The 20,037-nt window shown below is 42.7% G+C and carries 16 protein-coding genes; 3 read left to right on the top strand and 13 right to left on the bottom strand.

Annotated elements, in window-relative coordinates; all coding sequences use genetic code 11:
• Positions 1-5 precede the first annotated feature (5 nt).
• The 3 genes from PROVALCAL_RS16745 to PROVALCAL_RS16735 all read right to left on the bottom strand — a co-directional run bounded on the left by PROVALCAL_RS16745 (position 6) and on the right by PROVALCAL_RS16735 (position 6,628).
• A complete protein-coding gene (locus PROVALCAL_RS16745; protein ID WP_006660521.1) occupies positions 6-3,998 on the bottom strand; it encodes a hypothetical protein in 3,993 nt (1,330 codons plus the stop codon).
• 219 nt (positions 3,999-4,217) lie between these two features.
• Positions 4,218-5,744, bottom strand: coding sequence for a glycerol kinase GlpK (glpK, locus tag PROVALCAL_RS16740; RefSeq protein WP_006660520.1), 1,527 nt, complete (start codon positions 5,742-5,744; stop codon positions 4,218-4,220).
• 53 nt (positions 5,745-5,797) lie between these two features.
• On the bottom strand, positions 5,798-6,628 hold the full coding sequence (locus PROVALCAL_RS16735) for an MIP/aquaporin family protein (protein WP_006660519.1): 831 nt from the start codon (positions 6,626-6,628) through the stop codon (positions 5,798-5,800).
• 304 nt (positions 6,629-6,932) lie between these two features.
• Between PROVALCAL_RS16735 and zapB the strand changes: the two genes are divergently transcribed.
• Positions 6,933-7,172 (top strand): cell division protein ZapB, encoded by a 240-nt coding sequence (zapB, locus tag PROVALCAL_RS16730; protein ID WP_006660518.1) that lies wholly within the window; start codon positions 6,933-6,935, stop codon positions 7,170-7,172.
• Positions 7,173-7,409: 237 nt separating this feature from the next.
• Here the strand turns inward: zapB and rraA are convergent, their stop codons facing one another.
• The 7 genes from rraA to priA all read right to left on the bottom strand — a co-directional run bounded on the left by rraA (position 7,410) and on the right by priA (position 15,607).
• Positions 7,410-7,928 (bottom strand): ribonuclease E activity regulator RraA, encoded by a 519-nt coding sequence (rraA, locus tag PROVALCAL_RS16725; protein ID WP_006660517.1) that lies wholly within the window; start codon positions 7,926-7,928, stop codon positions 7,410-7,412.
• Between the two features lie 119 nt (positions 7,929-8,047).
• Positions 8,048-8,965, bottom strand: a complete 918-nt coding sequence (locus PROVALCAL_RS16720) for a 1,4-dihydroxy-2-naphthoate polyprenyltransferase (RefSeq protein WP_006660516.1) — start codon at positions 8,963-8,965, stop codon at positions 8,048-8,050.
• A gap of 171 nt (positions 8,966-9,136) precedes the next feature.
• On the bottom strand, positions 9,137-10,471 hold the full coding sequence (gene hslU / locus PROVALCAL_RS16715; protein WP_006660515.1) for an HslU--HslV peptidase ATPase subunit: 1,335 nt from the start codon (positions 10,469-10,471) through the stop codon (positions 9,137-9,139).
• An 11-nt stretch (positions 10,472-10,482) separates the two neighbouring features.
• On the bottom strand, positions 10,483-11,013 hold the full coding sequence (gene hslV, locus PROVALCAL_RS16710; protein ID WP_006660514.1) for an ATP-dependent protease subunit HslV: 531 nt from the start codon (positions 11,011-11,013) through the stop codon (positions 10,483-10,485).
• A gap of 167 nt (positions 11,014-11,180) precedes the next feature.
• A complete protein-coding gene (gene ftsN, locus PROVALCAL_RS16705; protein ID WP_006660513.1) occupies positions 11,181-12,020 on the bottom strand; it encodes a cell division protein FtsN in 840 nt (279 codons plus the stop codon).
• 72 nt (positions 12,021-12,092) lie between these two features.
• Positions 12,093-13,121: a DNA-binding transcriptional regulator CytR gene (gene cytR, locus PROVALCAL_RS16700; RefSeq protein ID WP_006663185.1), complete on the bottom strand. Its 1,029-nt coding sequence runs from the start codon at positions 13,119-13,121 to the stop codon at positions 12,093-12,095.
• A gap of 287 nt (positions 13,122-13,408) precedes the next feature.
• Positions 13,409-15,607, bottom strand: a complete 2,199-nt coding sequence (gene priA / locus PROVALCAL_RS16695) for a primosomal protein N' (RefSeq protein ID WP_006660511.1) — start codon at positions 15,605-15,607, stop codon at positions 13,409-13,411.
• A 225-nt stretch (positions 15,608-15,832) separates the two neighbouring features.
• On the opposite strand from priA, the gene rpmE reads away from it, so the two are divergent.
• Entirely contained in the window at positions 15,833-16,048 is a 216-nt protein-coding gene (gene rpmE, locus PROVALCAL_RS16690; RefSeq protein WP_004265313.1) for a 50S ribosomal protein L31, read from the top strand.
• Positions 16,049-16,148: 100 nt separating this feature from the next.
• On the opposite strand, the gene PROVALCAL_RS16685 is transcribed toward rpmE, so the two are convergent.
• The 3 genes from PROVALCAL_RS16685 to metJ all read right to left on the bottom strand — a co-directional run bounded on the left by PROVALCAL_RS16685 (position 16,149) and on the right by metJ (position 18,547).
• Positions 16,149-16,883, bottom strand: a complete 735-nt coding sequence (locus tag PROVALCAL_RS16685; protein ID WP_006660510.1) for an outer membrane protein — start codon at positions 16,881-16,883, stop codon at positions 16,149-16,151.
• Positions 16,884-17,141: 258 nt separating this feature from the next.
• Positions 17,142-17,867 carry an outer membrane protein gene (locus PROVALCAL_RS16680; RefSeq protein ID WP_039862292.1) on the bottom strand — a complete coding sequence of 242 codons (726 nt, stop codon included), beginning with the start codon at positions 17,865-17,867 and terminating at the stop codon, positions 17,142-17,144.
• A 362-nt stretch (positions 17,868-18,229) separates the two neighbouring features.
• Positions 18,230-18,547 (bottom strand): met regulon transcriptional regulator MetJ, encoded by a 318-nt coding sequence (gene metJ, locus PROVALCAL_RS16675; RefSeq protein WP_006660508.1) that lies wholly within the window; start codon positions 18,545-18,547, stop codon positions 18,230-18,232.
• 326 nt (positions 18,548-18,873) lie between these two features.
• Here metJ and metB point away from each other — a divergent pair, with 326 nt between their 5' ends.
• Positions 18,874-20,028 carry a cystathionine gamma-synthase gene (metB, locus tag PROVALCAL_RS16670; RefSeq protein WP_006660506.1) on the top strand — a complete coding sequence of 385 codons (1,155 nt, stop codon included), beginning with the start codon at positions 18,874-18,876 and terminating at the stop codon, positions 20,026-20,028.
• Positions 20,029-20,037 lie beyond the last annotated feature (9 nt).

The raw sequence follows: 20,037 nt of genomic DNA, 5'->3' as shown, positions 1-20,037 counted from the left end.
TATCTTTATGCGGCTAATGGTACGAAATGCATGGCTTCAACCCATTGAGAAGCTTGTTGTTGTGCGCTGATTGCGTCCTCTTTCATTCCCGCCATGTGTGAAATGAGCGAGTTAAATTCCACAGGGCGGTCATAGTTTAACCATTCACGATTTTCAGCAAGCGCATATTCATTTTGTTGGATAAGTATAGTGCTGGCGGCGGCGTCATCTTGTAAATGTGAGTCAATATGGACTTTGATACCCGCAATATTTAAGTTCGGGGTACTATCTATGGTGCCCTTGGCGATCAACGTATCGTCTTGCACTGAAAGGTACCACGTTTCCAGAGGTGCATATTCTTGAAGCTCCCCGTGCTCATTATAAACCAGTAGTGTGGCCCAATAGTTGGTGTCGCTGTTAGTCTGTATACCTAATTGTTTAATATCGATCCGCTGATTGAGTTGAACATCAGAAAGCAGTCGAACGTCGGATACAACATGGGTTTCTGATGCAGATTGGCTATCGGAATATAAATTCAGATGGTTAAGGGGTGTAAACTTTGCCTCAGTATTTACTTGATGCTGATTGAAGGGCATTTTTAATGAAAAATATTGCTGATTAAGCCGCCCATTTTCAACCCACGTCGCGCACAAAGCTTGGTTGTCTCCATCGTATGCCCAAAATAATTTACTGCCTCGCCAGTAATTATCCATCTGCAATTCATTTGGTACTGCTTTACCATTACCGTGAATAAATAGGCGATTCGCTAATGATTCCGGATTTTTGTAGTGATAGAGCGTTGTATCATCTTGATCTTTTATAATTTCTAAACTGACTAACTCGCCTTTATTTGCAATATTCACATTGAGTTCATTTCCACCTAGGGAAATAGGCATTGTTTCCGTGAGTAATCCATTTTGAGTTGCATAGGTGATTTTTAAATGATGATTGGCATCAAGATATTCTTTGGATATTAAATGCCCTAGTGTTTGTGTGACGGTGAGCTGGCTATAAGGATGGAGTGAGCCATCAGCGAGAGATAAAAAAGAACCATTCAGTTGATAAACGGGCAGATATTCACGGGGTATTTCTTGCTCATCTATTCGAGCTAAAAACTGTTGAGCTCGATACGCTAAATAGTCGGCATGAGATAAGAAGGCATCATATTGTTCAGTGAAATGTGCATAGTCTCGAGGGTACATAGCAGGCATGATTTCACTATTTTGATCTTTATCGAAATAGGTCGTGTATTGTTGGCGATATTGATCGAAGGCGATAGTTTCTCCATGGCTTTCGGCTGCATAAGGATAACGTGAGCCTGTGGTGTGACCCAAACTTAGTCCATGCCCGAATGTTTCATGCCAGAGAATACTGGATTTAGTGATCCCGCCACCAAAATGATGAGTTGCTAGTCCAATCACCCCCGAGGACCCTCCACTCATTGGTAACCGATTGATAGAGGAATAAAAAAATTCTGAATATAGCTTGGTTCGACGAGCTGCTTTTTGGCTATCTTGATAGGCCCACCCAATTTGAGATCTAGAGGGTTCTTCAATGGTTTTTGGGGCATCGTATAGCAGATGAATCAAGTTGTTATCATCAGTATAAGCGTTTCCCTCTTTAATAAGGTAAGGGAATAAGCTCGGTTGTTTCGCCAGTGATGGGTAACTAAACAGTGAAAATTGATGAGTAGGAAGCTTTGCCGCAGCTTCTAGCCCCCAGCTTAAAGGTGAATAGGCATAACTGCCATGACCTGGTTGATATAAGCTTTTATTAGTTACATGAGCAATGATGGGTGTGACATGTTTAACGGGGGGAGAAAACCAACCTTCAGCATCAGTATAAGGTTGAATTATTGGTGTATCACCCGCCATGATTTGTATTTGGATCTCTGGTTGTATCCATTTCCCTCTAATCGGTGCAGTGTAGCTATTACGATGTAGATCTTGAGCTTCTATGCTGGGACTTTGGGGTTTTTCATCAATGTTTGTCGGCAGTTTTTGGGGACCAGTCAAAATAACTCGTTCGAGTTCTATTCCTGATTTATTACGAATAATAGCGACAATATCAGGTGCATTTGCGGCGGATGGGCTAATGAGGTCAACTTTTAATAATGCCCAGCGGTTGGCTGTCAATGTGAAATGGGGAGAATTAGGTGCAAGTAAGTGTGTTTGTGCCATTTGAACATTTAATACTTGCATGTCGGCGGGAGTTTTGTCGTCCCGTAATTCAGGTTGATGATAGATTGGGTCAGGAAGGGTAAAAGTTCTTTGACCGGGGATGGAGACATCTGGCGCGCTTTCAGACTGTAATTGAATCGACATTGGGGCTGATACCGAACCGTCCTCCATAACCGCAGAAACATCAAATTGGTCATGTCCTTGGAAGTGGCGCTGTTCATCAGGACGATATACCCACTTGCCTGTTTGGCTATTGAGTTCTACTTTGCCAAACAGCGGAGATTCAATGAGTTGAAAGTAGGCAATATCTTCGTGTGTTGGAAGCCTACCTGAAATAGCGCCAATGACGAGTTGATTAGCGTTTCCATTTGGATTTTCAACGATGAGAATTGGGTGCTTTTGGCTGTCTTTGAACTGAAACTGAGAAACTATCATACCTTTACATTCTAGCAATAATCGCCCTTGAGAATACTGGAGGGTGATAGGCGGTAATTCATTGGCAACCAGTTGCTGGTTAACTTCAGTTTCTATTTTGATGGCTAGCTCATGCCAAGAGTCAGATTCGGATAGCGTAATATCATCGAGCCTAAGGGCTATATTTTGGCGTGAACTATTGATAACCAAAGTGAAATAGTGGCTATTTTTTAGAATGTCATCTGTTAATGCTAGCGAATTTATCGATGTAGCAGGTAAAACCAACGTTTGTTGAAAACCATACGGGTTGAAAGTGGTTTGCTGGGGAGTTTTTTGGATTATTGGCGGCGATTCAGGTTGGTTATTCGGAATATGGTTAGCGGGTACATAATGAAATGCCGTATCTGGGATTGCATGGATGGATTCACTGTCAGAAAATCCCCATCCTAAACGAATTTTTGGAGCTGTTCCCTGCGTTTTTGTCGTGATTTTAATGGGGATATGTTGGTTTTTATTCACTCTACTTAGGTAAACTTCACCGAATTCATTATGCTCGGCAATTATCTGAGTATTTGATCCAACTTCGAGAATGAGTTCTTCTGAATGGTACTGGGTATCAACATAAATACGAACATCGTCAAATTGCGTCGGTGTTATGACACTTTCATAAATCCATACCGTAGTGTCTGTGTTATCGGCTAATTCGCTATCATAGAAACTCAAATTTGTAATTGTGCAGTTGCTGCTTTCGACTCGTTTTTCTGGTTGGTAAGAGGTCACGAGAAGACCTGCAGATTTTTGCGTTGGCTGAATAGCCTGTGCTTCCTCATGAACATCTATGGGGGTTAATTCATTAAGTAATTGCTGAATGGGTAAGGATATTTCGTTTTTATCATTTTCAATGAGAATGACACTTCCTCCCGTCAGCTCCAGCCAATGTTTGATTAATTCAACTTGTAAGTCGTTTGCATCAGTGGCGAGTATGACAGTATTGTAATTACGATGCCATTGCCCGCTAGGTAAGAGTAAATCGACCAATTGAGCTTGGGAGCGAGGTTCACCATCACGCCATTGGTGAGGGGAATTAAAGCTGTCAATCCATACACTATGTTGGGGGTGAAATTCAAAGCCTGAGAATTCACTAGAATCTACCGTACTTAATACGTAACTTGTGCGTTGTTCTCCCGGTAAACGGGGTTTATCGAGTAGCCAATTTGTGAGTGCAAATGCGTTCTGTCCGGCGAGATCTTGTTGTGGTGAGTTTTTTAAGCCGTCAAGATAAAAACTGTCTGTATGAATTTTCGCGACCCGACCTCGGTTTTTGTAGAGACCTAATTGTATCTCTCCTTGCAGTATATCTTGATATATGAGTTGTACAGCATGTTGGTTTGAGCGACTAAAAATGCCTTTTTTTTGGTTATCCATAACCTGATCTCCTGAAATAAAAGATAAACACTGTTATTGCAGGAAACGATTTTAAATAAGCGAGTCGGTTCTTTCTAATTTATTATTAGTCTAGGTAACCATGATTGTATTTACTAGTTAACTATTTGTTTGCTAATTATAAATTAGTAATTTATTTCTGTAGTGGGAAATAAAAAAGCAGTGCCGAAGCACTGCTTTGATAGATAAAGAGAAATAATACTACGCGCGGTCTTCCCACTCTTGGGCACGAGCAACGGCTTTTTTCCAGCCTTCGTATTTATAATTACGTTCTGTGGTTTCGATGCCAGGTTTAAAGACTTTCTCAATCGTGGCTTTACTTTGCAGCTCATCCAGACTTTCCCAGAATCCAACAGCAATACCGGCTAAATAAGCTGCACCCAACGCAGTACTTTCACGTACAGCAGGACGCTCGACGGATGTACCGAGAATGTCAGATTGGAATTGCATCAGGAAGTTATTGGCAACCGCGCCACCATCTACACGCAGCGCTTTTAGGCGTTCACCCGAGTCGGCTTGCATTGCATCAAGGACATCGCGAGTTTGGTATGCGATAGACTCCAGTGTGGCACGGATAATATGGTTGCGGTTTGCACCACGTGTTAAGCCAAAGATAGCACCACGAGCATAAGGGTCCCAATACGGGGCACCTAATCCAGTAAATGCAGGGACAACATAGACACCATTACTGTCTTTGACTTTGGTTGCGAAATACTCTGAATCTGTTGCTTCATCAATGAGTTTCAGCTCATCACGTAGCCATTGAATGGATGCCCCGCCAACAAACACCGCACCTTCAAGGGCATAGTTAACTTCCCCTTTAGGACCGCAAGCAATAGTCGTTAATAGACCATGATTGGAGCGAACCGCCGTATTGCCAGTGTTCATTAATAAGAAACAGCCCGTTCCGTAGGTATTTTTCGCCATCCCTGATTTCACACATAATTGACCGTACAGCGCGGCTTGCTGGTCACCTGCAATGCCTGAAATTGGAATACGAGTCCCGCCTTTACCGCCGATATTGGTTTGACCGTACACTTCGGAAGATGGGCGAACTTCTGGCAACATATTACGAGGAATATTCAGTGCTTTAAGGATTTTATCATCCCACTCTAAATTACGAATGTTGAATAACATAGTACGGGAAGCGTTGGTGTAGTCAGTCACATGTACTCGACCTTGGGTCATTTTCCATACTAACCAAGTATCAACAGTACCGAACAATAATTCACCTTTTTCTGCGCGTTCACGAGCACCTTCGACATTATCGAGGATCCACTTCACTTTTGTACCGGAGAAATAAGGGTCAACGACTAAGCCTGTGTTCTGACGAATATACTCTTCGAGTTCTTTATCGTTGGTTTTTAAGTGGGTACAGAAATCCGCAGTACGGCGACACTGCCAAACAATCGCATTATAGACTGGCTTACCAGTTGCTTTCTCCCAAACGATAGTCGTTTCACGCTGGTTAGTAATCCCGATACTGGCGACTTCATCCGTGCGAATATCTGCTTTGGCAAGGACTTCAATCAACGTAGAACTTTGTGTTGCCCAAATTTCCATTGGGTCATGTTCTACCCAGCCTGGTTTTGGGTAAATTTGCGTGAATTCGCGCTGAGAAATGCTAACGATGTTTGCATCATGGTCGAGAACGACAGCTCGCGAACTGGTTGTGCCTTGATCAAGGGCGACAATATATTTTTTAACGATATTGGTTTCTGTTGTCATAATTTAAACCTGTTCAGCAATGGTTAAACATTGTTTGGGAATAAGAAGCGGTATTAAGAGTTTTTTTTCTCTTCTTCATCAGACTCACATGTCATGCAAGGTAGATGGCGACCAATTAATTTACGGTAACCGAATGCCCCTAGCAGACCACCAACAATCGGTGCAGTCAATGGGACAAGGAAATAAGGAATATCACGTCCGCCTGTTAGCGCAATATCACCCCATCCCGCTAAATAAGCCACGACTTTTGGACCAAAGTCACGGGCTGGGTTTAAGGCGAATCCAGTCAGTGGACCAAAAGAGCCACCGATAACAGCAATTAAGATACCAATGAGTAATGGTGCGAGTGGACCTTTAGGTACACCGTTACCATCATCGGTTAAACCTAAAATTAAGCAGACTAAAATGGCTGCAATCACGACTTCAATAAAGAAAGCATGGAGCACGCTGATTTGTGGGGCAGGGTATGTGGAGAAGACACCTGCGGTAAATAAACTTTCTTGTGTACCACGGACAATATGGTGAACTTGCTCGTAATCGAAAAAAACAGGGGAGTACATCGAATACACTAAGGCGGCGGCACAGAAACCCCCTAGCATTTGAGCGATAATGTAAGGAACAACTTTTCGCTTATCAAAACAAGCAAATAGCCATAATGCCAATGTGACGGCTGGGTTTAAGTGGGCACCAGAAATTCCCGCAGTCAGGTAAACGGCAAGTGCAACACCGAAGCCCCAAATCACACTAATTTCCCAAAGACCTAATTGAGCACCTGCAATACGTACTGCTGCGACACATCCTAGACCAAAAAAAACCAACAGAGCAGTACCCAAAAATTCCGATATACACTGACCCGTCAGTGTTGAAGGCGTCATTTTGCTCATAAATGTTCATCCTGCAATAGTTGTTAAGATAGGTGTTTTGCACGAGTATAATTTTCGTTACAAAAATTTATTCTGTTAATTTAGCGGGAAAAAAGATAATCGAATATTGCTGTTTGTAAAAACTGTGTGTCAAATCACCAAAAAACGAAAACAAACAATCATTTTTAAGGTCGAATTCAAACATTTGAATAGTCACTCTCTCAACAATTAAAAGAATAATGTTTGTAATCAAGTGTAAGTCACTGGACAGAGAGGATCATGCTACTTACAATCGGGGGAAAGCGCTCATAAGGGAGATCAGAACATGTCATTTGAAGTATTTGAGAAACTAGAATCTAAAGTTCAACAAGCCATTGATACCATCGCATTATTACAAATGGAAATTGATGAACTAAAAGAACAAAACGGTGCATTAAACCAAGAGTTGCAAGCGACTAAGTCAGGTACTGAGTCTTTGGTTCGTGAGAATGAACAACTGAAGCAAGAACAGGCAACTTGGCAGGAGCGTTTACGTACTCTTCTTGGCAAGATGGAAGAAGTCTAATTCCCTTCATACTTCAAGCCACAGGGGTGTTGGCTTCGTTTGGATACCCGAATCACATACTTGTGTATGCTCATCGGGATATCCTCCACTCGCCGCCTACCTGTGACTCGAATTATTTTGGGAATGCAGAGGAGTGTTTTCTGAAAGATGTAAAAAGTAGTAGAAAAACAGAAAGCGGAAAACAGAAAAGAAAAAGGCAGATAGTGATATCTGCCTTTTTTTGGAATTTGGTGGGGATTATTCGTCGATGGCTTCGTCGAAATCGTCGTTGGCTGCTTGGGTCAGTGGTTCTTCGGATAAGATCATGCCCGTGTTATCGGCATACAGATAATCGCCAGAGAAGAACGTTACACCGCCAAAATTGACACGGATATCGCTTTCGCCAACCCCTTCATCAGGGCAGCCCGCAGGAATTGCTGCAACGGCTTGAATGCCGAGGTCTAACTCCATTAATGCATCGACTTGACGGACGGCACCGTAAACAACAATACCTTCCCAGCCATTGTCTACCGCGAGTCGAGCGAGTTCAGCATCAATCAGCGCTTTACGCACTGAGCCTCCGCCATCAACAAGCAAGATGCGACCATGGCCGTCTTCTTCCAGCAAATCATACAGAATGCCATTATCTTCAAAGCATTTTACTGTAATGATTTGACCGCCAAATGAAGTACGTCCACCAAAGTTGGAGAATAAAGGTTCTACTACATTAACGCTTTCTTGGTAGATGTCGCAGAGTTCGGAAGTATCATATTTCATAGGATTTAGGTCTTTTTTGCTGCAAGAGGATGGTCAGTATATCCCTTTTCGTTACTGATTGGCAAAATTCCCGCCAAAAAATAGGCGGGAAAAGTCAAAAAAACAGCAAATAATTAAGACTATTTGCTCAGAATAACGCCAAGGGAGAATAAAACGTTGGTTACTAACGCGGTTTTTACCATGTTTTCTAACATTGGGCGCATTCCTTCAGGGGTAGGATCAGCAAGGACTTTACGAACATGGTTCATTAGCATCGGTACTGCCAGTAAAAATAGCCAACCAGCCCAACCCGTTAAGTAGATTAAATTAAAAAAGACCAAACATAAGATTGAGACGATGATAAGAATCGCGTGGTATATGCGGGCACCTTGTGGACCTAAACGCACGGCTAACGTGTTTTTACCCGCTTTAACATCGTTCTCGATATCACGCATATTATTGATATTTAATACTGCAACCGACAGTAATCCACAGGCAGTGGCTGGCAGAATAGTGATGACATTAAAGCTGTTGGCTTGCAGGTAAAATGTGCCAATCACACTTAACCAACCAAAGAAAATCAGAACGGAAATATCACCCAGACCAAGATAGCCGTAGGGTTTTTTACCGACGGTATAGGTAATTGCAGCGACAATTGCGACTAACCCTAAGCCAAGAAATCCGATAGCATCTTCAGGCTTTTCGCACGCGACAATAATCAGTAATAGGCCAGAAAGGCAAGCCGCGAAGATATTGAGCTTCAGGGCTTTTTTCATATCTTCTTTGGTGATAATCCCTTTTTGCATACCTCGCAAGGGACCAATACGTTCAGCGGTATCTGAGCCTTTGACGGCGTCACCATAATCATTTGCGAGGTTAGATAAAATTTGCAATAAGCCTGCTGTAATGATTGAAAGCAGAGCCACTGGCCACTTAAAGTTGCCAGTAAAATAGGTCAATGCAGAGCCTGTCACGATGGCAATCACCCCTAATGGCAGGGTTTTTGGTCGTAAACTTTCTAGCCAAGCTTGTTTGCGGCTGATTGAAGATGAGTTCATGTAATTTATTCACCGTACTCGGATATTTCAATGGGTAACGTGGCTTGTTGCTGAGTGACCATTTGAATTATTGAGAGTAAATGTTTTTATTAAGTTGGGTTCAATATGTCAAAAGTGCAGCATTTTAGCTGCACTTTGTAAGGATACATGAAAACCTGATAATTAATAAGATTATAAAATAAATCTACTCAGATCTTCATCCGCAACGAGTTCGTCTAAGTGTTGACGGACATACTCAGCATCAATTGTAATGCTTTGTCCATCACGCTCACTTGCATCGAAAGAGATATCTTCCATCAGACGTTCTAGTACGGTATGTAAGCGACGAGCACCGATATTTTCAGTTGATTCATTCACTTGCCATGCAGATTCTGCAATTTTGCGAATCCCATCAGCGGTAAATTCAATACTAACACCTTCGGTTGCCATCAGCGCTTTGTACTGTTCAGTCAATGATGCATTCGGTTCAGTTAGGATGCGCTCGAAATCTTCCGTCGTTAGTGCTTCTAGTTCAACGCGAATCGGCAGACGACCTTGCAGTTCAGGGATCAAGTCTGATGGGCTAGAGACTTGGAATGCACCAGACGCGATAAATAGGATGTGGTCAGTTTTAACCATACCGTGTTTGGTTGAGATGGTGCAGCCTTCGATTAGTGGTAGTAGGTCACGCTGAACCCCTTCGCGGGAAACATCTGGACCAGAACTTTGACCGCCGCGTTTACAGATTTTGTCGAATTCATCAATAAACACGATACCATTTTGCTCAACGGCTTCAATCGCTTGTTCTTTTAGTTCTTCTGGGTTAACCAGTTTTGCAGCTTCTTCTTCCACCAGCAGTTTGAAAGCTTCTTTGATTTTCATCTTACGAGGCTTCTGTTTTTGACCTGCTAGGTTCTGGAACATAGATTGCAGTTGGTTGGTCATCTCTTCCATGCCCGGAGGAGCCATGATTTCAACGCCCATAGGTGCCGCAGAGACTTCAATTTCAATTTCTTTATCGTCTAGCTGACCTTCACGTAATTTCTTACGGAATGCTTGGCGTGCTGGTGATTGTTCATCAACCGGCTCTGCTTGCCCCCAGTTATTTTTTGCTGGTGGGATTAAGACATCAAGAATACGTTCTTCCGCCATTTCTTCTGCGCGGTAACGGTTTTTCTCGATAGATTGTAAGCGCACCATTTTTACTGCGGAATCAGTAAGATCGCGGATGATGGAGTCAACTTCTTTACCAACATAACCCACTTCGGTGAATTTAGTTGCTTCAACTTTGATGAATGGCGCATTGGCTAGTTTCGCTAAGCGGCGCGCGATTTCGGTTTTACCTACCCCAGTAGGACCAATCATCAGAATATTTTTTGGGGTCACTTCATGGCGTAGATGCTCATTTAATTGCATACGGCGCCAGCGGTTACGCAGGGCGATAGCAACAGAGCGTTTAGCTTTATGTTGACCAATAATATGGTTGTCGAGTTCGCTGACAATTTCGCGTGGAGTCATTTCGGACATGCTAGCAATCCTTATGATTTTGAAGAAATTTCTTCAAAGTTGACATTATGGTTGGTGTAAATACAGATATCTCCCGCAATCGCGAGGGCTTTTTCTGCGATTTCGCGGGCGCTTAAATCTGTATTTTCGAGTAAGGCGCGTGCAGCTGATTGTGCGTATGGACCACCGGATCCAATGGCAATTAGGTCATTTTCAGGCTGAACAACGTCACCATTACCCGTAATAATTAATGAAGTGTGTTCATCTGCGACAGCAAGCAGTGCTTCAAGTTTGCGAAGCATACGGTCGGTACGCCAATCTTTGGCTAATTCCACCGCCGCTTTAGTGAGATGTCCTTGATGGAGTTCAAGCTTACGTTCGAACAGTTCAAAGAGAGTGAATGCATCTGCGGTGCCACCGGCAAATCCTGCAATGACTTTGTCGTTATATAAACGGCGCACTTTGCGGACATTGCCTTTCATGACGGTGTTACCCATCGTCGCCTGTCCATCACCACCGATTACAACTTGGCCATTACGGCGAACACTTACGATTGTTGTCATGAGTTAGCCCCTGGTTTTGTTACAAAAAGAATGCAGTTGATTTCGTTTTTTGATAGATAAATTTCAAGTGATAGTGAGTTATTCACTATCACTTGAAAGAGATTTAGCTCAAAAATAACTGCTTACGAGTACGTTAAAACAGTAGATGGGGGAGGTGAGGGGATTTTTCAACCCCCAGAAGCGCGAAGAATGCAACCACTCACGCCAACACCTGCCGCGCGGTCGCGCATGCTTTCGGCGGTGGACTTAGAATAAGGTCCTAACATGATGCGATGCCAGCCACCACCAGTGGTGACACGGCTTTCAATTCCAGCAAAGGCAAGGGTTGCACGTACAGATTCTGCTTGCTCAGCCGTTTTGAATGAACCACATTGCACGATCATATTCTGCATTTTATTCACAGGGGTCGTTTCGGGCTTAGGCTCGGATTTAGGTTCGGGTTTTATTGCCGGTTGAGCCTGCTGAACTGGTGCGGCTGGGCGTGTCTCCGGTTTAGCTTCAACCACAGAAGGCTTACGCTGCGTCGGTGTTTCAATTGGTTTTACCGGTTCGTTGATGACCACTTGGGAGCGCGGAACAGGTTTACCATTAAATGGAACCTCTTGCAGATTCGTCACTGGCTGGCGACGATCGGAGTCCATTTGCTCTAATAATTGGCGCTGTTCGGTGGTGAGATCAGACTGACGAATATTACCGCTATTCGTGTTTGGTTGTGCCGGCGAAGTATAATCTTGCCAAGGCTCCTCGAGCTCTCTTTTATAGCGCCAAGGTTCTTCAGGTTTAGGTGGCAGCGTGCTACCCGGTTTTGCAGCTTGAGTTGGGAGATTCGCTTGAGGAGCGTCTTTTTTATTGTGAGTAATAAAGAATAGCCCTCCTACGAATAAGACGACAATAGCAACCGCCACAAGTAACGTGGTTAATGGTAGCCCTTGGGCTTTCTTCGATTTGCCTTTGCTTTTTTTGCGAGCGGACGACCGTCCTCGAGCTACATAATCTTTTTGTGCCACGCTATTAATTCACTAGTTGTCAGTTGTAAATCGTTATTTTAGGCATATGTTACTTAACCTTAACGATTTTGCCTAGCATTTAGGCGCTTTTGTACTCTCTCTAACGATTAAATCAGAATCTAGGAGACGAGAACCTGGGGTGACACTATTTCCTTGTAGCTGTTCTAGCAGCAATAGCATCGCATGGCGACCAATTTCCCTACGAGGGTGATTGATTGTCGTCAGTGCGGGTAACGTATATTTTGCTTGCTCAAGGTTATCAAAACCGATAAACGAGATATCCTCTGGGATTTTTAGACCCATTTTTTTCGCTTGCCACATGGCTCCGAATGCCATGATATCAGTATGGCAAAAAACAGCGGTTGGTGGTTCGGGCAGTGAAAGCAATGTTTTTAATGCTTCGGCGCCGCTTTCATGGGAAAAATCGCCGCGCACAATATAGTTTTCTCTAAGCCCTTCACCAGTACGTAGCATCGCTTTTTTGTACCCTTCTAAGCGATATTGGCTATGGGGCATCTCTTCAGGACCCGCAATGCACGCAATGCGTTTATGCCCTTGCTTTAATAGGTAGTGGGTAGCATTGAAAGACGCCGTGAGGTTATCAATATGCACGGTGGGAAGTTTTAACTCTGGGGCAAATTCGTTCGCCATAACAATTGGTGGTAGGTTTTTTTGCTCTTCTGTTGATACATCAAACGGTAAGTTAGAGCCAAGCAATACCATGCCATCAATTTGCTTAGTGATGATAAGGTTGATAAAGGCATTTTCTTGTTTTTGTTGATGTTTACAATCACCAATGAGCACGAAGTAACCTTCGTGGGCGGCGATTTCTTCAATACCACAGATCACATCACTGAAGAAAGGATCGCTAATGTCTGGGACGATCGCCAGAATGGTTTTGGATTCATTGCGTTTATAGCTGCGGGCGAGGTTATGGGGATAATAACCCACGTCTAAGACAGCTTGCTCAACTTTTTGACGTGTTTGTAGGGAGACTTTTTCAGGATTCATCAACGTCCGAGAAACTGTCGCGGTTGATACTCCTGCTGCGCTAGCGACATCTTTCATGGTCGCCGTATTATTGTGCTTTTTACTTTCCACAACGCCTTCCTTTGTCTAGTTAATCGATTGCTTTTTTTGAATGGCGCAAACACGTCATTTAGCTAATTAAAAGACATTCTAATGAGTTTCACAATAATATCTGTTACCTAGTTTACATAAAAAGTGTGACTTGCATCATTTTTTAGAGCTGCCTCGCAAATTTAAAAAATAGTTATAGTGATAATCACTTAATCCAAATTCTGAATGCATGAGATTATAGCGAAAAAGAATGTTTAGTGATGATTGTCAGCGAGTTACATTACTCAAAACTCAGGTAAATAGCATGATTAACCGTCAGTAGGGTCCACATCAATATTCCATTTCACTTTGCGACTTTCCGGCTGTTTTAGTAACTCAGGCAATAGTTGCGCCATAAATTGTTGAAGGTAAGCGCGTGATGGATGCTGTAGTAGCAGCTGCCAACGAAAACGTCCGCCGCGTTTTGCCTGAATGGAGGGCGCTGGACCTAAAATCCATAATCGGGAGTCGCTTTGCGGGTGCTGACTAATATAGTGGCGGACATTTTGTAAAAACTGTCTCGCATCCTGATTATTATGATCTTCAGAACGGATCAAAATATGGCTGGTGAATGGGGGCAACATGGCGACTCGACGCTCTTCGAGCGCTTCTGCGGAGAAGGCGTCATAACCACTTTCTAGCAAAGTCAGTAGAAGAGGGTGTTCGGGATGATGGGTCTGTAAGAAGACTTCCCCTTGTTTGCCTGCTCGCCCTGCTCGCCCCGACACTTGCACGTACAATTGTGCGAAGCGTTCTGCGGCTCTGAAATCACTTGAAAATAGTGCACCGTCAACATCCAGCAGCGCCACGAGGGTGACATCCGGAAAATGGTGTCCCTTTGCTAACATTTGTGTGCCGATCAGAATGCGTGCACCGCCTTCATGCACCGCGTTTAAATGTTGCTCTAATTCCCCTTTACGGCTTGTGGTATCACGGTCGATACGAGTCACGGGTACATCTGGGAATAATTCCGAAATACCTTCTTCCAACTGTTCCGTTCCCATACCAACAGGGACTAAGTGGGTTGAACCGCATTGCGGACATTGACGTGGAACAGGTCGCTGGCTATCGCAGTGATGGCAGCGTAACTGATGAAAATTTTGGTGAAGGGTGTAGTAGTGATCGCAACGCTGACATTCTGCTATCCAGCCACACTCATGACAGATAAGGGCGGGTGAATAACCTCGTCGATTTAGAAATAAAATGACCTGATTATTTTGTGAGAGATGATTTTTAATGTGTTGAATCAGTAAATGGGATAACCCAAACTTGAGGGGTTGACCTTTTAAGTCAATTAAATGCTGCTCTGCCGGACGCGCGTTACCGGCTCGAATCGTCAAATTTAATTGCCGATACTTATTTTGCTGGACGTTACTCAAGGTTTCTAACGACGGCGTTGCGGTTCCCATGATGATGGGAATATTTTCTTTTTTGGCGCGAAATACGGCTAAATCACGGGCATGATAACGCCAGCCATCTTGTTGCTTATAAGAACTGTCATGCTCTTCATCGATAATAATGATGCCCAGATGGGCAAAGGGTGTGAACAGTGCGGAGCGCGTTCCAATAATAATGCCATTAGACCCTTGCTTAGCTCGTAACCAAACGGCTAGGCGCTCACTATCATTCAGTGCGGAGTGCAGCACATCAACAGGCACATTAAAACGTTCTCGAAATCGATTAATGGTTTGTGGCGTTAGCCCAATTTCGGGTACTAGAACCAGTGCTTGCTTACCTTGAGCTAGAATATTTTCCAAGACGCTCAGGTACACCTCGGTTTTTCCTGAACCCGTGATCCCTGCTAATAGCCAAGGTGAAAAATTATTATCTTCTGCACGGATAGCACCTACGGCGGTGGCTTGTTCGCTATTGAGTCGTAAACGTTCACCACTCACTGCAAATTGAGACTGCCACTTTTCAGCAACAGGTTGAACGGGATGTAATTCAGCGTACTGTTTTTTCTTTAGTGCCTGTAAGGCACTTTCACTGATCTCTAATTCCCCAACTTGATGACGATAAATAGGGCGGCGACGTAATAATGCTAAAGCTTGTTGCTGTTTTGGGGATCGCTTTAGTTCATTAAGATCCGCGGCGTTGCCTTCTTCAGTGACTTGCCATTGCCAAATTGGCGTAAATTCGGCTGGTTTCCCTTGGCGTAGTAAGGTTGGCATCGCATGGAATAGCACTTCGCCAATAGGATAATGGTAGTATTGAGACGACCACAATAAAAGCTGCCAGAGATCATCTGGAAACAGAGTTTGTGAATCCAAAACCAGTTCCACGGTTTTTAATTGGTCTTCGGGAAACTCGCTTTTATCGCTCAGATTGACCACCACACCAAGGGCTTGGCGCTTACCAAAAGGGACCATGACTCGTCCACCAATGACGGGGATAGGCATATTTGAGCCCAAGAGATAATCAAATGTGCGATTTAAAGGAACAGGTAACGCCACCTGAACGACGATCATAGCTGGATTTCCGTCCGTTTTTTGTACAAAAATATGAAGGTATTCTGTTAGAGTAACATAAAAAGCACGCTATTTTCATTGCGTGATAAACAGATTTTCTGTATGATCCGCCGCCTTTGGTATCAATTAATTTTGTTTTGCCAATAAACTAAATTTAATCAACACGACGTGTGGTGTCCGGCGTTAGGGCTGGAATGGCGACACGGCCTTATTAGAGGTTCTCCCATGAAAAAAGGTATTCACCCGAAATACGAAGAAGTTACTGCAACTTGTTCTTGCGGCAACGTAATGAAAATTAACTCAACAGCTGGTCACTCTCTGAACCTGGACGTTTGTGGTAACTGCCACCCGTTCTATACTGGTAAACAACGTGATGTTGCTACTGGTGGTCGTGTTGATCGCTTCAACCAGCGTTTCAGCATCCCAGGTTCTAAAAAGTAATCGAACCTGTCACGTTGAAGTTGATTTAACGTATTCAGTAAAAAAAACCTGTTCATTGAACAGGTTTTTTTATTGCTTAAAACTAGCGTATATCTTGATGTTAGAATCGGTAAACAACACCAAACATAAAATCGTGGCTGGCTAGGTTTATGGTTGAGGTGTCCGTGGCATCTTTGTCGAAAGAATTTGGCATGGATATTTTATATTTACCGGCTTCGGTAAATCGATAGCCCAAGTCAAATGAGAGGTTGTCACTGAAAGCATATCGACCGCCCATTCCTAAGCTCCAAGCTAATTTATTAATCCTCTCAGATCTTGATTGGTTAGAATTTTGTTTGAGGCCAAAAATTTCAAACTCAGAGTGTTGTGTATTCTCATAGCGAGTACTGGCAAGTCCAAGTCCAAAGGAAATATAAGGCATAAATGCGGTTTGGTTTTTCATATCATAATAACCATTTAGCATTAGTGTGGTCAGTGTGGCTTCGTTTTTCATATCCGCGGAACTATTTGGAACGGTAGAAAGTGCATTAAGGCTGTGCGTATCGCTAACTTTCCCTCGCATACCCACTTCTAGCTCAGTGCGTATAGGTACTGAAAATTGGTCATAAAAATCATAGCCAATACCGATAAAATTACCAAAAGCAGGGTGACTTTTATCATTAAATTTTAAGGCTCTGAAATCAGATTTTTTTTCATTACTGTATTCGAATTTAGAATCATACATATTCAATACCGATACACCAATTTTACTTGATATATAAACACCATTATGACTGGATGCTATTGCTAAATTAGCAAACAACAAGCAACTCAAAGCTAAAAGTAAATTTTTCATTATTAAGCACCAGTTAATTATTCCAGATAGAAACTTAACTGGAGTATAAGTGATGTAGGAGAGGTTATAGTCAGCGTAAGAAACTTTGAGGTATTGAACTAAAAAGAGAGAATAAAATGAATAGTTATTAGATGTAAATTCTGATAATCACCTAATATTAAGAATTAATTTAAGTCTTAATATGAATATTTGAATTTAATGTTCAATTATAGAGTTGGGCACCTCAATGATATCTATTAAGGTGCGTACGAAAAATACTTAGAAACGGTAAGTTACACCAAACATAATATCATGGCTTCTCACTTTTACTTTTGACGTGTTTTTTTGGTCATCTGCGTAGTAATTCGCTTCAGATTTCCCTGCATCTAAGAAGCGATATCCCATATCTAACGAAAAATGGTTATTCACTCGATATTGCGAACCTAACCCAACGCTCCATGCAAAGTTATTGGTGGTTTTGGATTGGGTATATTGCTCATGAGTATACTGATTCAAACTCACAATATGCTCATTATAGTCATAGCGCATTTTATGGTTGATACTTGCCATGCCCAACCCAACGCTGACATATGGGGTAAATTTAGTGGCATTCTTAAAATCATAGTATGTATTGACCATCACAGTATTTAATGTGATGTCCGTTTTGGCGTCATCGGAACTGCTGAGAACTCCTGGGTCATTGAACGATTCAAGATTATGATTTATTGATGCTTTTTCTTTCATGCCAAATTCAAGTTCAGTACGGATAGGTAACTTAGTGGTTTTAGCAAAGTCATAACCGACGGCGATATTGCCACCGAAAACCGAATCATGAGTATTTCCGAGATTGGTTTTTTCAAATTCGTTATCACTGGTTAACCATTTTTGGTTTGATACTTGAACAATGGAAGCGCCCATTTTACCTGAAACATACAGGCTTTCTACGCCCGCAATGGCTGTGCTAGACACTAAACTGAGTAAAGATACCGCAATAATTTTTTTCATTATAAATTCCATTTAGCTGTGTAATCGGATCGCGCAATATGAGTATAGATAACGATTTTTTATCTATGCTGTATTCCTATAAAATTGTTATACACAGCATGCTTTATTATTTTTAATATCATTAAGCACTTGGCTGTAAAAATAACCTTTATAGGAAAAAATAATCACACCTTATTTGACGAATTAAAGGTTTGAGAGATTAACCCGTGATGATAAGTGCACATTGGTTATCGGCAGTAAATGAGTTTGCTTAACAGTATGAAGATAATGAGAATTAATGAGGGATATGACTAGATAAAGCGTAGGGTGGACCACACTCGACTCGCATTTGCGTGTCGAGTGTTAAAAAATTGCCGAGGGATTTAATATTCCCAAGTATCTGGGTCAATACCGAGCTCGCGCATGATTCCTTTTGCTGCTTCAGGAATCTCATCACTACGCTCTTTGCGCAGATCATCATCATCCGGCAGAGGTTGACCAGTAAACGCATGCAAAAAGGCTTCGCACAGTAACTCACTGTTAGTCGCGTGGCGCAAGTTATTGACCTGACGACGTGTACGTTCATCCGTCAAAATTTTTAGTACCTTTAAAGGAATAGATACTGTGATTTTTTTGACTTGCTCGCTTTTTTTGCCATGTTCAGCATACGGACTGACATATTCACCATTCCATTCAGCCATGAGATACCTTGGATATGTTCATTAATAATAAAAGTCATATGCGAGTGCCCATTTCAAAATTCTGAAGATGAATTTTTTTCAAGACATTCTCGACATACAGGTTAAGAGCAAATGGCATAAATCATTATTAAATACATTTAATAATCAACAAATTAAAGCCATTATTGCGCCAGAAACGGGATTCAACTATCCATTGGCACATAATTATTATGGCTGATTATTCCATTAGTTGTTATAAACGTAAAGAGGTTTAGACGTCCGGACATGTTGACGTCTAAATTTGCTTTGAGTATGATTTGAGCTATCCCATACTTGGAGAGACGTTTATGACATACAAGCCATCCACTATCGCGATACATAATGGACTGAATGAAGACTCGCAATTTGGTTGCGTTGTCCCTCCCATCTATTTATCCAGCACCTATAACTTTACCGATTTTAATGAGCCGAGAGCGCATGACTATTCTCGTCGTGGTAATCCTGGGCGAGATATCGTACAGCGGACACTGGCGCAGCTGGAAGGGGGAAGTGGTGCCGTAATGACTAACAGTGGAATGTCAGCTCTCCATCTATTATGCACGGTATTATTGCAGCCGGGCGATCTGCTCGTTGCCCCTCATGACTGTTATGGCGGAAGTTATCGATTGTTCAACAGCTTGAGCCAAAAGGGAGCTTATCAGGTTGAATTTGTAGATCAAAGCGATGAGTCAGCATTACAAGCTGCGCTGGCGAAAAAGCCGAAACTTGTCCTCATCGAAACACCCAGTAATCCCCTCCTGAGGATTTACGATATCCAGCATATTGCAGCATTGGCGCACCAAGTCGGGGCATTAGTGGTGGTGGACAACACCTTTTTAAGTCCCGCATTACAGCAACCGTTAGCGTTAGGCGCTGATTTTGTTGTACATTCTTGTACAAAATATCTTAATGGTCATTCAGATATTATTGCGGGGGCTGTGATTGCCAAGGAAGAGAAATGGGCTCTAGAATTAGCATGGTGGGCGAATAATATTGGTGTCACTGGGGGCGCATTCGACAGTTATTTATTACTTCGAGGCATGAGAACATTACTACCTCGTATAAAACAGCAGCAATCCAATGCGGGTGAAATCGTAAAATATCTTAAAACTCAGCCACTGGTGAAGAAAATATATTATCCTGCTTTGAGTGATCATCCGGGACATCACATTGCTGCCGCACAACAAGCAGGTTTTGGAGCAATGTTAAGTTTTGAATTTGCAGGAGATGCAGCGCAAATTCGTCAATTTTTACATGCGCTGACTCTATTTACATTAGCGGAATCTCTCGGTGGTGTAGAAACCTTGATTTCCCATACGGCGACCATGACCCATGCCGGCATGTCTTCTGAAGCGCGAGCTGCAGCAGGTATTACGGATAGTTTACTGCGCATTTCGGTTGGTCTAGAAGATAGTCAGGATCTTATCGCAGATTTGAGCCACGCATTTAAGGTTGCGTCATAACGTTAGCGG

The sequence above is a fragment of the Providencia alcalifaciens DSM 30120 genome, from assembly GCF_000173415.1.
Taxonomy (GTDB): domain Bacteria; phylum Pseudomonadota; class Gammaproteobacteria; order Enterobacterales; family Enterobacteriaceae; genus Providencia; species Providencia alcalifaciens.
The sequence above is the reverse complement of the archived record's forward strand: the minus strand, read 5'-3'. Positions and strand labels throughout refer to the sequence as shown.